This is a genomic window from Marinomonas atlantica, assembly GCF_001639725.1.
Classification (GTDB): Bacteria; Pseudomonadota; Gammaproteobacteria; order Pseudomonadales; family Marinomonadaceae; genus Marinomonas; species Marinomonas atlantica.
This window is the reverse complement of record NZ_LTAW01000003.1, coordinates 181,923-198,508: the sequence shown is the minus strand read 5'-3', so window position 1 is coordinate 198,508 and position 16,586 is coordinate 181,923. Positions and strand designations below refer to the sequence as shown.

The following is a 16,586-nucleotide window of genomic DNA, read 5'->3' as shown; positions in this document are numbered from 1 at the left end:
TGGTACTAATGAATTCAGCACACATTAAATCTTCATATTCTTACGACAGAATACTAAAAGTTCGTATCTGTATTTAGGTTTTACCGGTTAAGGCCTTAAATTTGCATAGCCCAACACACGCACACTCTTTGAAAGGGATCTTTTTATATGTCGATTGATATTGCATCTGAGCTCGACTCCCTCTACCAACACATTGATAAAGTTATTTTGTCACGCCAACACCCCGTGACAGGACTGTTTCCCGCTAGCACCAGCATTAATAATCATGGTGATTACACTGACGCATGGGTACGCGACAACGTCTACTCTATTCAAGCTGTCTGGGCGTTATCGTTAGCGTATAAACGAGCGTCCAACCCAGATAACAGAGCTCATGAACTGGAGTATGCGTGCATCAAAATGATGCGCGGTTTGCTGTTTGCTATGATGCGTCAATCTCATAAGGTAGAAGTATTCAAAGATACGCTCGACCCAAAAGACTCATTACACGCAAAGTACGATACTAAAACTGGTTTAGAAGTTGTCGCTGATGATGCATGGGGGCACTTACAAATCGATGCCACGAGCCTATATTTACTGACTCTGGCACAAATGACTAAGTCAGGTAGCAGCCTGATTTACTCCCGGGATGAATTTAATTTCATACAGAATTTGATCTACTACATTTCTAGAACTTATCGCACGCCCGATTTCGGTATATGGGAGCGAGGCAATAAGGTTAATAACGGCAAGGCCGAGATTAATGCCAGCTCTGTAGGCATGGCAAAAGCGGCTCTTGAAGGGCTGGATGGTTTAAACCTATTTGGTGATGAGGGTCCAGAATGGGCGGTTGTTCATTCTTTTGCCGATGCTGTATCGCGAGCTGGATCAGTATTAGAGTCACTGCTCCCTAAAGAGTCACGCTCTAAAGAAGTAGATGGGGCATTACTCAGCATCCTTGGCTTCCCTGCTTTTGCGGTCAATGACGAAAAACTTAAGCGTAAAACCCGCCAAGAAATCATCGATAAGCTAGGTGGTAATTACGGCTGCAAGCGCTTCTTACTAGATGGACACCAAACAGTTATTGAAGATCATAACCGTATTTATTATGAGTACGATGAACTGATTAACTTTGAACACATTGAATCTGAATGGCCTTTGTTCTTCACTTATCTCTATATTGACCGCCTTTTTGCACGAGACTGGGAAAGCGCTAACTATTACCGTTACCGATTAGAAAGTCTCATGGTAGAAAAAGATGGTGAGCGCCTTTTGCCTGAACTGTATTACGTTCCTGAAGAACACATACTGGCAGAAAAAGCTAACCCAGGCTCCCAGCCCCGTGTTCCTAATGACAATATACCGTTGGTTTGGGCTCAGAGCTTGTATCTGGTCGGTCGCATGCTGGATGACGAATTAATTACGACAGAAGATCTAGACCCATTAGGACTTCACCGCAAGCAACATACTCGTCGTAACGTTAATATTTCCATGGTCGTGCTCGCCAAAAACGATAAAATCAAACAACAACTTTTGGACGCGGGTTGCCTGTGCCAGACCGTCGATGAAATCGCCCCTATTCAGGCCATCAGTTCAGAGCAGTTAATTGAGCTGTATCAAAATGTTGGTGCTTCAAAGTCACTAGGATTAAGCGGTCGTCCAAACCGTGCATTAGGAAGCTTGGCAATTGCTCAGCCATTTGTCATTAATAACCAACGATGTTTGTGCCTTTCTTGGTTCCAAAATGAAGACCGAGATTACCGAAAAACCGATCCGGCACTGTTTGAAGAACATATTCGAAATGAATTAGCGAGCATCTCCGAATATTGGTATTACCCTGCCAATGCCGTGTTTGCAGTATTGATTGATGAAGCTGTCGCTGAAATGGGTGGTTCAGAAAAGCTGTTTGAGTTTATCCGTGGTCTACAGAATCGCGAATTAAACGAATTTCGTATCTTACCTCAGTCGGCTAAAAACGCTTTTAAATCGGGCAGTCGTCGTATTATGAACTTTGACGTACCTTATGGCCATGAATTAGGTACCAAGCTGCCGATGTATGAATCGCCATGGCCTCTTTCTTCAAGCTCAGAGAATGAGGTCCATGACTACCGAAGCTGGAGTGTAAGCAGTCTTATCCAGCACCTACGAGATACACCAAGCCTTGAAGGTGCCACAGAGGTTTTATTACAACTTGGATTGCGCGACGCTTTACATGAGCAGGTCATCGAAGAAAACGATCGACGTATTAGTATTCGCAGTATTTTAGATTCGGTTTACACCAATGCTTTAGTCCATCGCAATTGGTTTTGCGCTCGCCAACTTTACTCGCTCATGCTAAAACCGACAACAGATATGGCCACTCACGCTTCAGAGATCACTGTACGTCAACGTGTTCTTATCATAGGTTCAAAAGCCGAACAGCAAATCAGTATATCAACGCCTTTACACCAAAATGAAGTTTTTAAGGCATTCGTTGAGAGCTCTGATTCGTTGCTTGCGCAAGTGGTTTACCATGAATTACTGGCCATCACTGGCACACTTATGAAAATACACCCAGAGTATTTTTCGGGGGTTAGAACGATACGCCTACACAATCTTAGTTTGCTGTGCGCGGATGAAATAGCGGATTTTGAAGTAAATGAGCAAACGGATGTTATCGACATCTTGGCACATCAATCACCTATGACGCTTTACAGCACCTTAAAACAAGTACTTATAGAAAAGCACAAAGAGTTTACTCACGTTGTTGCCAGCGTGGGCTATCAACGTTTAGATTCGACAGACATCAAAGCCAAAGATATTGACTGGTTTGAATGGCGAACAGGTCAAGGCCTGATAACCAAACTCCCAGAAGCTATGTTGTTACAATTATGGGATAGCTTGAATCAAACAGATCGTATCGTATTTGGCGATTTGCAAAGTAACACGATTCTTGACAGTAAAAGAACTCTGAACTCCATGACACCTGGCGAAGACACGTTTGCATTACTAATCGAGTCACTTACCTCAGACATTGCTCCAAGCTGGTATAAAAGCCTGATTTTTGAAGGTCTATATGCATTTATCCAATTCTGTGAAAAACACCCCAACGGCGAGTTCATTGAAGAAGTGAATTTACCGGTTTTAGTTTCCAAAGCCGCGATGGATCATGTAAAACAGTATAAGAATGACCATCCTGAAGTGGATAATTTTGACATGGCTTTAGACGAGTTTGCTCAATTAACACCAAACAGGGTAAATCACTATTTGGGCTGGGCTGTTTCAAAGCTACATAGCCAGCAACGCCACACATCTAAAAATTTGTAATAATAGGTTGGAGAAGTAAATGGATCTTCTGAACGACGTCATCAACGCTCGCTGTTCCGACCCCTTTAAATGTCTTGGTTTAAAACCGAACCAAGACAAAGGACTAACACTAACGGCATGGCGCCCTGATGCGACAAAAGTCGAGGTGCTAGAAATTGATTCTGACAAAGTCATTGGTACTATGAAAACGGGTCAAAGCGCTGGACTATTCCTATTTGACTGGCCGAAAGAAAATACGAAAACACACTATCGACTGAGGGTGTATTACGGCGACGGTCAATTTACTATTGTTGATCCGTACCAATTCCCAGAAGCCACTTTCTCTGACCCTGAGAATCACAGTGCGACCCTGTATCACAAAGAAGGGGCAATCATTCGCTCAGCAATGGTTAATAAAAAATTAGCGATTCGCGGTACACGTTTTGCTGTCTACGCACCCGCCGCACGCTCGGTGTCTGTAGTTGGCGATTTTAACAGCTGGGATGGCCGTCTACACCCAATGTCGAGTAATGGCGATGGCGTCTGGCGTTTATTCATACCTGATGTAGTAGAAGGCGCGCGCTACAAATATGAAATTCGCGCCGCCAATGACGATATCCTGCCACACCGTACCGATCCGTTTGCCAAAACCATCGAACAATACCCTTCTTTTGCCAGTGTTGTCTGTGCGCAAAACAGTTACAGCTGGAAGGACAAAGATTGGACAGAACGCCCCATTGTCGATATTTATGAACAGCCTATGAGCATTTATGAAGTGCATTTGGGCTCATGGCGTAAAAAAGCGGACGGCTATTCATTAAGTTATCTTGAACTCAAAGAACAGCTGGTACCCTATATTGTCGATATGGGCTATACCCATGTTGAACTATTACCGGTGATGGAGTTTCCATTTGATGGGTCTTGGGGTTATCAGCCTATTGGCTTATTCGCCCCCACGTCACGCTATGGCACAGCCGATGAATTCCGAGAGTTGGTAGACGCTTTCCACCAAGCAGGCATCGGCGTCATTATGGATTGGGTACCAGCCCACTTCCCTACTGACAGCCATGGCTTAGCCAGCTTTGATGGCAGTAAACAATACGAGTACCCTGATCCAAAAAAAGGCTGGCATACAGAGTGGAATTCATTAATTTATGATTTTGGCAAAGATCATGTGGTCGATTATTTGATCAGTAACGCTAACTACTGGTTAGATGAATTTCACATTGACGGCTTACGTGTTGATGCCGTTGCCTCAATGCTCTACCTAAATTATTCGCGCGAAGAAGGCGAGTGGATCCCTAATGTCGATGGCGGCAACCATAACTATGAAGCCATTGACTTCCTGCGTAGACTTAACGAAACCATCTATTTAAACCACCCACGCTGTTTTACCGCGGCGGAAGAATCAACGGCGTTTCCCGGCGTATCTAAACCTACCTACATGGATGGCTTAGGATTTGGCTTTAAGTGGAACATGGGCTGGATGAACGATTCTCTTAGCTATATCAGCAAAGATCCAATCTATCGCCAACATCATCAAGGGGATTTAACCTTCTCGATGGTTTACGCGTACGATGAGCAATTTATCTTGCCACTATCTCACGATGAAGTGGTACACGGAAAAGGCTCCATGATTACCAAAATGCCAGGGGATGCATGGCAAAAATTCGCTAATCTGCGTGCGTTTACAAGTTATATGTATTTCCATCCAGGCAAAAAGCTAAACTTCATGGGCAATGAACTTGCACAAGGCCAAGAATGGAGCCATGAGCGATCTTTGGACTGGCACTTGTTGGATGTGGATTATCACCAAGGTCAACAACAAGTCACTAAGGCTTTGAATCACCTATATCAAACAGAAGCTTCACTTCAGCTTGATCATTTACCTTCAGGGTTTGAGTGGATCAGTTTAGATGACAGCACTAATTCAACACTGGCCTTTGTGCGTCGAGAAAAAGAGTCGGCTGAACACATATTGGTACTAGTTAATTTTACTCCGACCCCGCACGGAAACTACCGCATCGGCACGCCACAAGCAGGTCGCTATGAATTGATCTTTAACTCAGATGAAAAGCGTTATTCTGGCAGCGGCTACCCTGTCGAAACGTCGTATAAAACGACGGATCAAGCCAGTCACGGCAAAGAGCAAAGCATCCAAGTGAAATTACCACCGTTAAGCACCATTGCATTCAAATGGCACGCTAAATAACGTATAAGGAACAAAGTATGACTCGCAACTGGCACACGCAAGAAGGATTCCCTTTACCTCTAGGGGCCACAGTAACGTCAGGAGGAGTCAACTTTGCTGTCTTTTCAGAGCATGCAGAGCAACTCTATCTCTGTCTCTATAATGAAGCAGGCGATGAACTTTCTAGACTGCCTTTTACTCATAAGCAACGCGGTATCTGGCATATGGAAGTCCTCGAGGCTCATGAAGGACAGCATTATGGGCTCCGTGCTGAGGGCCCATTTGACCTAGAAGCGATGCATCTATTCAATCCAAGCAAGCTACTCATTGATCCTTATGCAAAGCGTTTAAGCAATCGTTTGGTCTTTCATGATGAACAAATCACGCTAACACCTAATGGTCAATTGGACACTTGTGACTCTGGCGCTTGTGTCCCAAAAGCCATTGTCACAACCCCTAGCCCGAGCAAGCATTCGCTCGCAGCGAAACCAAAAGCCTCAGCAAGAAGTCTTTACGAGATGCACATTAAAGGGTTCAGTCAACAGCTCGATATTGACGCATCTCTTCAAGGCACTTACCTTGGCGCCTGCAGTGAGTCAGCCATTAATCACTTGACCTCATTGGGCATCTCAACCATTCAGCTAATGCCATGCTTCGCCTTTGCTGACGAGATCCATTTACAAGACAAAGGTCTGTCTAATTATTGGGGTTATAACCCAATTAACTTCTTCACTCCTGATGATCGTTATGCCATATCTGACGCAGTGGAAGAATTTAAAACGATGGTGGCAACCTTTCATAAGGCGGGTTTTGAAGTCATCCTAGATGTGGTCTATAACCATACAGCTGAAAGCGAGTTGACGCATGGGACAACCTGTTACCGAGGGCTCGATAACAGCAATTACTACCGCCACTCCCAAGGTCAGTATCTAAACTTTACTGGCTGTGGCAACTGCGTTGACACTTACCACCCAGCCACCGTTAGGCTAGTATGTGACAGTATGCGCTATTGGGTAGAAACCATGGGGGTGGACGGTTTCCGCTTTGACTTAGGTGTCGACTTAGGCCGCGAGCATCATGACTTTTCACCTAATGCCCCATTATTGCAAGCCATCTTACAAGATCCCATTCTCAGTGAAACAACTTTAGTAATGGAACCATGGGACATTGGACCAAACGGCTATCAAGTGGGACATTTTCCACGTGGTTTTATTGAATGTAACGACAAATACCGCGATACCATCCGACGCTTTTGGCGCGGTGATGCCAATACAATACAAGAATTTGCAACCCGCTTAATGGGTTCTAGGGACCTGTTCCACAAGGGCCACAAATGCGCGCTGCATTCAGTTAATTACATTACCTATCACGATGGCTACACGTTACGCGACCTTGTGTCATACCATCGCCGTCACAACTTAGACAACCGAGAAAACAACCGTGACGGACACACCGATAACATCAGTCAGAACTTTGGTGAAGAGGGTGAGACGAATGATGTACGCATCAGAGAAGCACGTCTTACTCAGCAACAATGCTTTATGGCTACACTGCTGTTTAGCCAAGGCACACCTCATATATTAGGTGGCGATGAGTTGTCACATTCACAAAAAGGCAATAACAATGCCTATTGCCAAGATAACGAAATCACTTGGTTAGGCTGGCACAATAGCGACGAGCGACAAGCGCTAAGCAGCCTTGTTTCCAAAGCATTATCGTTAAGACAACAATACCCAGTTCTAGCTGAAGCTTTGCTTCCAGACGATCCTTTATACCGACATAAAACCGCTGATGACATAAGCTGGTTTAATGAATTAGGACAACCTATGAACCTCGATGACTGGCAACATCCTGAACGAGATTACCTATCGGTTCAAATGACCGAGTCATCTAGTAAAACCAAACTTTGGTTGGTATTTTATCGAGAGGATCAGCCTTTCAAGGTCCGTACACCAGATGGTTATGAGATAAAAAGCATGCTATTTTGTACTAATAGCAACTTTAAAGCTCAAAGGAATGAGCTCGAACTTACTAAACGCTCAGTATTATTAGTAGAACTTACTTCTTCGTAGAATAAGTTTTTCTGATTTAGACCGAGCCATATTAGAGAGGCAATACGTGGCAGAAGTAAGCGTTCCAGATTTTAAAAATCTTAACCAAGCCAAGGAAGGGTTAGCCAACTCTTCTGTTACAAACAAGCGAGTGCTGATTGTTGAAGACATTGGTGAAATGCGCATAATGCTGAAGTCACTTATGACCAGTCTTGGCTACAGTAAGATTGAAATTGAGCCTTCAGGTCAAGCGGCCCTTAAGCGTATTTTAGAAGGTCGCTACGACATTGTTCTATCAGATTATAATTTAGGTGGCAGTGTCGATGGTCAACAGCTTTTAGAAATCACACGCAAAACTTATGCTCTAGATCATTCCACCATTTTTATGATGATTACTGCCGATACGGCTTATGAAGCTGTTGTCAGCGCCTTAGAATACCAACCGGATAGCTACTTAGTTAAGCCCTTCCCTCCCGAATCTTTTATGCGTCGATTAGGGCGCGTCATTCAACAAAAAAAATCTTTTCATAATTTAAACCAAGCTCGTCTTAACGAAGACTGGGACCAAGTCATTGCAGAAGCTAAATACATCATGGACAAACATGTGCCTTATGCCAGTTTGTGTTTAAAATCCATTGGTGAAGCATTATTTGCAAAAGGCGAGTATAAGCAAGCCAAAACCCACTATATGCTAATCACACAAAAGCATAAAAATCTAGCTTGGGCCTATTATGGTATTGCTCAATGTGAAATGGTAATGGGACAGCATGCTGGTGCAGTCAACAACCTTGAAACCACCATTACTTTGAGTAAACATTTTTTATCAGCTTATGACTTATTAGCGGATGCTCACGAACAACTAACAGACCTAGAACAAGCACAAGCAGTCTTACGAAGTGTTCTTGAAGTATCCCCTCGCTCCTCAGAACGAAGCAAACGTATGGGTGATATCAGTGCAAAATTAAACGACTGGTCTTCAGCGGAACAAGCCTATGGCCGAGTCATCAGGCTGAATCGCGAAACGATTAATGAAACAGTTGACATGTATTACGATCACCTCCAAGCCATTACCAATTTAATAAATTCCGGCGAAGAAGGTAAAGCACTCAATGACAAGTTTAAACGCTCATTAACGCGCTTACGTATCATCGGCAAATCTAGCCCTGTATCTGTCACCAACTCATTTCGCATCGAAGTACAGCAGTACGTAACACGTAATCATATGGGCGAAGCCATAAAAACTTGGCACAATTGGAATCGTCTAATTGCCGAAGGTAAAGCATCTCCCCTATCTGAAGGTCAAGAATACTCGCTTAAAAAACGTCTCGGCCTACTTTAACCCCTTTTTGAATGAGTAACATGGCCACTTCCAGCGACCACCCTTACAGTGCATTAACGCCCGACACCATTATGGATGCAGTAGAGTCAAAAGGACTTTACTGTGATTACCGTTTGTACCCTTTAAACAGCTATGAAAACCGCGTTTATCAAGTCGGCATTGAAGACTCTACTCCTCTAATCGCTAAATTCTATCGGCCACAACGTTGGTCTAAAGCGCAAATCCAAGTCGAGCACGACGCCTTACACGCACTCGAAGAAAAGGACATTGCGGTCGCTGCGCCCATCACTCTTGATAACGAAAGCCTGTTTGAACATAACGGTTTTTACTTTTCGCTAACACCCAAGATCATAGGTGACTCACCTGAAGCAGGGGATTTAGACCAGTTATTTCAAATCGGTGAGTTGATTGGCTCAATGCACGCGGCGTCGGCTGACTGGACAACCGATGCAAAGCCTTTCATCGATTCCTTAGAGCGCGTTAAGCAAGCTAAGAAGAAAGTCGAAGCATGCCCTTTTGTACCGAAATCGATGCGTGATGGATATGAGAAAGTTGTCGTATCTCTGGGCAAAAAAATGGAAACAATGTTAAAAATGCACTCAACGGCCCGTATTCGATTTATTCATGGGGACTGCCACCGCAGCAACATAATCAATGATCAAGGCCGCTTAACCTTGGTCGATTTTGATGACTGCAAAATGGGTTATGCAGTGCAAGATTTATGGTTGCACATTACTGATCCCTCAGCAAAGCAAACACAACTGAGCGAACTTATAGAAGGCTACGAAAGTTTTTGCTCATTTGATGCTCAAGAGCTGGATTTAATTGATGTCATGATGGCCGAGCGCCATATTAGTTATACGGCGTGGATTGCTGAACGCTGGAATGACCCCGCTTTTCCTGCCATTTTCCCTCACTTCATTGGCGAAGACTTTTGGCGTCAACATTTGCATGACCTAAATGATATTGTGGCTCATTGGGGAAAATGGCGCTAATTAATTACTCTCTGCTTCCGAGCTGAAAATGTGTATCAGGTTGTTATCTGGGTCATTGAACGTGAATAATACGAAGCTACCACGATCAATTGGCCCTTCTAACAGCTCGATGTCGAGCTCTTCAAAATGCAAAATAAGTTGTTCAGCAGTTAAATCGCTTAACAAAGAGAAATGTGCAGCACCTTCTAGTGCATGATGACGCATTTCTTGCCCAATGCTTTGAAATACTAGCTTCTCTTCACCTAATAACACGCCACGTCCCTGCTCACCGGACAATAACTTCAACCCCAGCACGGTTTGATAAAAGGCCAAGGATTGATCAATATCCGCGACGGTGAGCACGACTGAATCAAAACGTCTAATCATTTATATTACCTTCCATTTCTGACGCTCTATCACTCTTATCGACATCCGCTTGAGCAAATAATTCAGGGAATATGCACGTGATACTGGTACCGCCTACGACTAACTTATCTTTGGTCGTACGAGATAAGCGTTTCACTCTGTATTCGAGTTGCATAGCCAATTGCTTATGACAAACCTGCTCATACCAAACTAATGTTAAAGGCGCTTTGCCTTTTAAAAATCGTGCACCTTTACTTCCGCCAGCTTGATGTTCTTTAAAGCGGCGCTCAACATCGGTCGTGACACCCGTATACAAGGTGTTCTGACACGTTTTAATCATGTAAATATACCAAGGTAAACTCATTTTAAAAGTGTACTCGCACACCAAGTTGATAAAAATATTTGCTATGCCGAAAGGCACTTAAATCATGGTTATTAAACTAATAGTCAGAAAGCATGTCTATTCATTACAGAGCTGTTTACACTGCTAAGTTGCGTTATGTAAATCTATGAAAAGTGTCTAGTCTTTGTGAAGGTCATCCTTCATATTCCTGTTGAATCTACCTAAATAGTACGGAAGCCTAATCCAGTGTTTTCTTCGAGACTCATTTCTTTGCTACTTACAGCCATTTTAAGTCTTAGCTTATTCGGTTGTAGCGTAACGCCTTCTGAGCAACAGAGCTATTCTCAAAACGCGAATAACACCTTAGCCGCTGAAAACCAACAACTGTTCAATCGTGGCCTAAGTACTCAACAAACAACAACTTTATTAGACTTAATACCAGACCCAATTCTTTTGAATTTAATAGAGCAGGCACTCAAAGGCAATCCGAGTCTACAAAGGACTGCATTGTCACTCGAAGCTAATCGGTTATCTGTAAACGTCTCGCGTGCAAACCGTTTACCTCAAGCAAATGCCAGCGTATCGGCTAATGAAGTGGAAAATAGTGATACGCGTTACTCTAGTAGTGTCAATATAAGCTGGCAATTGGATGTTTGGTCCAAGCTTGCCGACGCCGAAAACGCCGCTCAGAAAAATCTTGCTAGCGCCCATGAACTTTTTCGAGCCAGTCAGGCGACACTTGTCAGCAGCGTCATGAAACATTGGTTACAGCTTGTCGCCAATCAACATGCAATTTCGATTGAGAAGAAGCGTTTAGCCTTGCTGGAAACCAACGAGCGCTTGATTGTACAGCGATTTCGAAATGGCTTGGGAACGTTAGAAAACCTAGACGAAGCTAAGACTGCGACGTCTCAATCCCGAGCATCGCTCGCTCAATATCAAGAAGAATTTGCCAGCAGCAAACGATCACTACGCCTATTAATGGGCTCAAATCAAACGGAGCCGTTTACTGTTCCAAAGAATTACCCTTCGGTTTGGCTCGATCTCAATCAATTGCCGATACAAGACTTAAGTCAGCGCCCTGACTTACGTGCCGCTTATCTGAGCATTGAAGCCGCTGATTTGGAGACCAGTGTCGCCTATAAAGATATGCTTCCATCGCTCAGTCTGAGTGCCGAATTAAGCGATAGCGGATCATCATTGCGAGACGCATTATTTGTGTCTCCTATTTGGTCTTTGCTTGGACAACTTAGCGCGCCGCTATTTCAAGGTGACCGGTTAAAAGCGAACTATAAAATCGCGCAATTAGAGACAGCGCAAGCCTATCAAGATTACCGTGAAACACTGTTAACAGCCGTGAACGAAGTGGAAAATACACTGGGTCAAGAGCAAGTACTCACGCAACGCCAACAATATCTGAAAGCCGCCCTCAACAGTGCAGAGAGTAATCGCCAACAGTACGAGCAAAAATATCGCTCCGGAATTGTTGCACTGAACGATTTAATCAGCGCGCAACAGGCCGTGTTTAACCTTCAAGCACAACTCGATACTTTGTTATTTCAGCAACTGAGTAATCGCGTGGATTTAGGCCTCGCTTTAGGACTAGGAATCACCCAACCATGAAACGTTTTTTACCTTGGATTACCCTAGGTCTTTCTATCATCTTGTTAGCAGCCGTTTACATTTATATCAGTGCCGCGATGAATAAGCAGGACGCTTCTTTTAGTCGGCAACGTCCGCCGGCTCAAGAAACGCCCTTAGATGTCAGTGTCATTACTGTCAATGTTTCGTCTCATGCTGCAGCCATCGGTGCGGTAGGGATTGCTCAACCGCATCAAAACCTGACACTCACCTCTCAAGTCAGTGGCGAAGTCATGACGCTTGCGGATCAATTTGAAATCGGCTCTCAGGTTAAACAGGGTCAAACACTATTAACGTTAAGCAATATTAGCCTAAAATCTGATCTAGCCAGTGCGCAGAATCAATTAGCCAATGCGGCTCTGGCATTGAAGGAGGAACAGCGTCAAGTCGAACAAGCCAATGCAGAATGGCGCGCGGCGGGACTTGACGGCGATCCGGCTTCGGACTTAGTACTGCGAGCACCGCAATTAGCTTCCGCAAAAGCGGATGTCACCGCCGCAAAGGCGGCATTAGCGCTCGCAAAAGACAACGTTGAAAAACTATCTATTAAGGCCCCTTTTGACAGCATTGTCGTTTCCAAGGATGTCTCTCTTGGCAGCTATCTAAGCAGTAACACACAAGTTGCGACGCTATACAGCACAGATCGTGTCATGATCAATATTGAATTGAGTTTACAAGATTGGCAGAAAATGCCCGATGCGAAGACATTAATAGCAGAGAGGTGGCCCGCCACCGTTCAATCGGTAAACGGTCATGACACATGGCAAGGCTATGTTAAACAAGCAGGGTTTCATGTGGATTCAGCATCAGGATTACGCAGTTTATTTATCGCCGTAGATCGCCCTCTCGAACAAACACCTGCCCTACTGCCAGGCAGCTATGTAAAAATTGCGCTCGAGGGAGCCCAGCAACAACGCCTTTGGCAACTGCCAAATTCCTCACTCAGCCAAAAAAGCCAAATTTGGTATATTGACCAAGATAATCGCTTAGCGAACTTTGATACTACACCGGTATTCGTAGACCAAACGTCTGTCTATATTGAACCGCCTGCCGTCTTGCAAAACACTCCGCATCAAGTACTGACACACCCTTACAACAGTTATTTGACAGGAATGTTAGCTAACCCGCTACAGAGAGCGACGCAATGAATTCTGAACAAGCCAGAGGTATTATCCCTTGGTTCGCGAACAACCCAGTTGCCGCTAATTTATTATTAATTCTGGTCATTGCGCTGGGCGTTATTAATATGGACAGCCTAAACCGAGAAGCGTTTCCAAGCTTAACGCCGAATGAAATCTCGGTCTCCATTCGTTACGACAGCGGCTCAGCCCAAGCCACTGAAGAAGGTGTTTCGATTCCAATGGAGCAAGCACTTCAAGATGTACTGGGTATAAAATCCATCACCACGACATCAAGTGCCAGCAGTGCCAGTGCTCGTATTGAGATGCAAGATGGCTATGATATTGACGAATTAATGGATGATATTAAAGACGAGTTGGACCAAGTTACGTCTTTTCCAGATGAAGCCGACCCGCCTGTCGTCAGTAAAGCCATGCGTCAAGAACACGCGATTTGGATTCAACTGTATGGTGATTCGGACCGACGGACATTACAAACATTAAGCAAAGAACTCGAATCAGACTTACTTGAACAGGCGAATGTAAATTCTGTCTCTATCTCCGGTTGGCTGGATCCCACTATGCTTATCGACGTTGATAAGACAAAGCTTGAAGCCTATGGCTTAACCTTATCGGACGTGGCGACTGCAATTAACAGTGAATCCAGTCCTGCACGTGTGGCCACTCTTCGTAACGAAGACCTTTACTTGCATGTTCGCGCGTCTTCTCAAGCATACGTCAAACAAGAGTTTGCTAACATTCCTGTTCGTACGTCTAATAGCGGTGCTGTATTACGCCTAAAAGACATTGCTACCATTACCGATGCCTTTGATGACGAAGATTTTATGCTATCCCGTTTTAACGGCGAATCGAGTTTAGCATTGCAAGTACTGACAACAGGCCGCGATGACATCAGCAAATCTGCAGAAGCGGCCAAACAGGTGGTTCAAGAATGGCGACAAAGCGGGCGCTTGCCACAAAGTGTGTCATTAGACACTTGGTACGACCGCAGCGAATCCATCAACAGCCGTTTGTCTCTGATGATCAAAAACGCCATCACAGGGATTGTGCTGGTATTCATTATGCTGGCGATATTCTTGAACTTAACCGTCGCTTTTTGGGTAGCGATGGGGCTGCCCTTTATCTTCTTCGGCACCCTATTTGTAATGGGCTTGGACAGCATCGCGCTGACGCTAAACCTGTTTACCACTTTTGGCTTTATTATGGCGCTAGGGATCGTCGTCGACGATGCCGTGGTGATTGGTGAAAGCGTCTACAGCGTTCGTTCGAAAGAAGGTGACACACTCTCGAACACGATCAAAGGCACCATGCGTGTGGCCGTCCCGACCTTGTTTGGTGTTTTTACGACGGTTGCTGCATTTTGGGCACTATCCAATATAGAAGGACGATTGGGGCAGCTATACGCGCAATTCGCCGCCGTTGTTGCCATATGTTTAATCTTGTCTGTGATTGAGTCTAAACTCATCTTGCCGGCTCATTTAGCCCATCTGAATACACACAGGAAAGAACGTACCAATCTATTAGCTAGAGGATGGGGCAGTATTCAGCATTCAGCTGATGCCGGCTTGCAATGGTTTAATCATCGTATCTACGCCAAGCTGATACATCATTCGATCAATCATCGTTATGCTGTCTTAGTACTCTTTATTACGGTATTCGCCTTGGTTATCTCAATGCCCTTTACGGGGGCCATCCGCATGAGCTTTTTCCCGAACATACCGGGGGATACCGTGCGTGCCAATGTATCGATGCACAGTGATGTGAGTTATGGCCAAACGCACCGTGTGCTTACCTTACTCGAGCAGACCGCACGTGCAACGGATGAAACCCTACGCAAGGGCTCCGATTCGCTCGGCATAGAGCATTTACAAGTCACTGCTAATGGCGACCAATCAGGCCGTCTACGAGTCGAATTAGCGTCCTCAGCCCCCTATTCCGCTGCAGAGTTTGCTCGTACTTGGCAATCCTTATCGGGTTCCCCGGAAGGAGTAAGCAATCTGCGAATCAGAAGTTCTTGGCAATCTATTGATGCCCTACGTATCGAGCTTCGCGGCAGCGACAACACGGTACTAGAAGGTGCCATGGCAGAACTGACCAACAAACTGGGTAGCGTCACTGCGGTTCGAGGTCTAGAGCAAAGTGATTCAGCCACTGAATCTCGATTGGTATTACGGCTAAACGATCAAGGTCGCGCCTTAGGGTTATCGACCAATACGCTAGCAGGTCAGATCATGAGCAACTTCGATGGGCAAGTGGTCCAGAAATATCAGCGCGACAATGCGGAAATCGAAGTCCGAATTGGTTATCCAGATAACCAAAGAGAAAGCCCAGCGAATATTTTAAACACATTGGTGACCTTAAACGATGGTACACGCGTGCCACTCGACTCAGTGGCGACGCTAAGTCAAGAGACCGCTCAAACGAAGATCACTCGTATCGACAGCAAGCGCTCTATTTACTTGTCCGCCGAAGTAGATAAAGACTTGATGTCGGCGACAGAAGTCGTTGATTACTTAAAGAATGCCATCGAACCAGAAATGAATCAGCGCTTTCCATCCGTAGACATGTATTACTCTGGTGAAGCTGAGGAGCGTGAAGAAACAGAATCGTCTATGGTGCAAATGTTTGCCATCGCCATGTTGATCATTTATGGACTGCTCGCCATTCCACTAAAATCTTACAGTCAGCCGATCATCATCATGATGGCCATTCCCTTTGGTGTAGTCGGCGCACTGCTAGGACATTGGTTTTATGGTTTAGCGCTGGGTATTTTCTCGCTCAATGGGATCATTGCCCTGTCAGGCGTTGTGGTCAATGACAGTCTATTGCTTACCGCTCGCTTTAATGAACTGCGCAAAGAGACGAAACATTTACGCAAGGCTATTATTGAAGCCTGTCAAAGTCGCTTACGTGCGGTATTGCTCACCTCAGTCACGACTTTTGCGGGTTTGATACCTATCTTAGGAGAAACATCAAGACAAGCTCAAGTCATGGTGCCCGCTGCCATATCTTTGGCCTACGGTATTCTCTTTGCAACCCTGATTACACTTGTGTTGATTCCCGTATTATTAATGATTCAAGAAGACTTCAAGCACCTCTTTCGTCGAATCAAGCTTCTACTGTCAAATGACAACCGCGAATCGACTTCTGACTGACAAAAATAGTACTAAACGGCTCTCTTAATTAAAGCGTCAGTCCACATCGTGTGGCTGGCGCTTTTTATTGGCTAGAAACATTTCAAATTGCTGTTTTTATGCACTCTTCGACTAAAGTCTCAA

At 44.8% G+C, this 16,586-nt stretch carries 10 protein-coding genes; 8 read left to right on the top strand and 2 right to left on the bottom strand.

What is annotated here, in order from left to right:
- The first annotated feature begins 147 nt into the window (after positions 1–147).
- The 5 genes from AYW75_RS06090 to AYW75_RS06070 are packed head-to-tail and all read left to right on the top strand — an operon-like array spanning position 148 to position 9,840.
- Complete coding sequence (locus tag AYW75_RS06090; protein ID WP_067096906.1) at positions 148–3,285, top strand: glycoside hydrolase family 15 protein; 3,138 nt, start codon at positions 148–150, stop codon at positions 3,283–3,285.
- A 19-nt stretch (positions 3,286–3,304) separates the two neighbouring features.
- A complete protein-coding gene (glgB, locus tag AYW75_RS06085; RefSeq protein WP_067096903.1) occupies positions 3,305–5,476 on the top strand; it encodes a 1,4-alpha-glucan branching protein GlgB in 2,172 nt (723 codons plus the stop codon).
- Between the two features lie 17 nt (positions 5,477–5,493).
- Positions 5,494–7,527 carry a glycogen debranching protein GlgX gene (glgX, locus tag AYW75_RS06080; protein ID WP_067096900.1) on the top strand — a complete coding sequence of 678 codons (2,034 nt, stop codon included), beginning with the start codon at positions 5,494–5,496 and terminating at the stop codon, positions 7,525–7,527.
- A 46-nt stretch (positions 7,528–7,573) separates the two neighbouring features.
- Entirely contained in the window at positions 7,574–8,845 is a 1,272-nt protein-coding gene (locus tag AYW75_RS06075; protein ID WP_067096897.1) for a response regulator, read from the top strand.
- A 20-nt stretch (positions 8,846–8,865) separates the two neighbouring features.
- Positions 8,866–9,840 (top strand): serine/threonine protein kinase, encoded by a 975-nt coding sequence (locus tag AYW75_RS06070; RefSeq protein ID WP_067096894.1) that lies wholly within the window; start codon positions 8,866–8,868, stop codon positions 9,838–9,840.
- Here AYW75_RS06070 and AYW75_RS06065 read toward each other — a convergent pair whose 3' ends face one another.
- Together AYW75_RS06065 and AYW75_RS06060 are read right to left on the bottom strand one after the other, a co-directional pair.
- On the bottom strand, positions 9,841–10,206 hold the full coding sequence (locus tag AYW75_RS06065; protein WP_067096890.1) for a VOC family protein: 366 nt from the start codon (positions 10,204–10,206) through the stop codon (positions 9,841–9,843). It lies immediately after the preceding gene.
- Positions 10,199–10,525: a GIY-YIG nuclease family protein gene (locus AYW75_RS06060; protein ID WP_231886155.1), complete on the bottom strand. Its 327-nt coding sequence runs from the start codon at positions 10,523–10,525 to the stop codon at positions 10,199–10,201. The genes AYW75_RS06065 and AYW75_RS06060 overlap by 8 nt, the downstream gene beginning before the upstream one ends.
- 273 nt (positions 10,526–10,798) lie before the next feature.
- Between AYW75_RS06060 and AYW75_RS06055 the strand changes: the two genes are divergently transcribed.
- From AYW75_RS06055 to AYW75_RS06045, 3 genes are read left to right on the top strand one after another with little or no spacing between them, the layout of a single operon-like run.
- On the top strand, positions 10,799–12,151 hold the full coding sequence (locus AYW75_RS06055) for a TolC family protein (RefSeq protein WP_231886154.1): 1,353 nt from the start codon (positions 10,799–10,801) through the stop codon (positions 12,149–12,151).
- Positions 12,148–13,317, top strand: coding sequence for an efflux RND transporter periplasmic adaptor subunit (locus AYW75_RS06050; protein WP_067096883.1), 1,170 nt, complete (start codon positions 12,148–12,150; stop codon positions 13,315–13,317). Before AYW75_RS06055 ends, AYW75_RS06050 begins: the two co-directional genes overlap by 4 nt.
- A complete protein-coding gene (locus AYW75_RS06045) occupies positions 13,314–16,463 on the top strand; it encodes an efflux RND transporter permease subunit (RefSeq protein WP_067096880.1) in 3,150 nt (1,049 codons plus the stop codon). The genes AYW75_RS06050 and AYW75_RS06045 overlap by 4 nt, the downstream gene beginning before the upstream one ends.
- Positions 16,464–16,586: the final 123 nt, after the last annotated feature.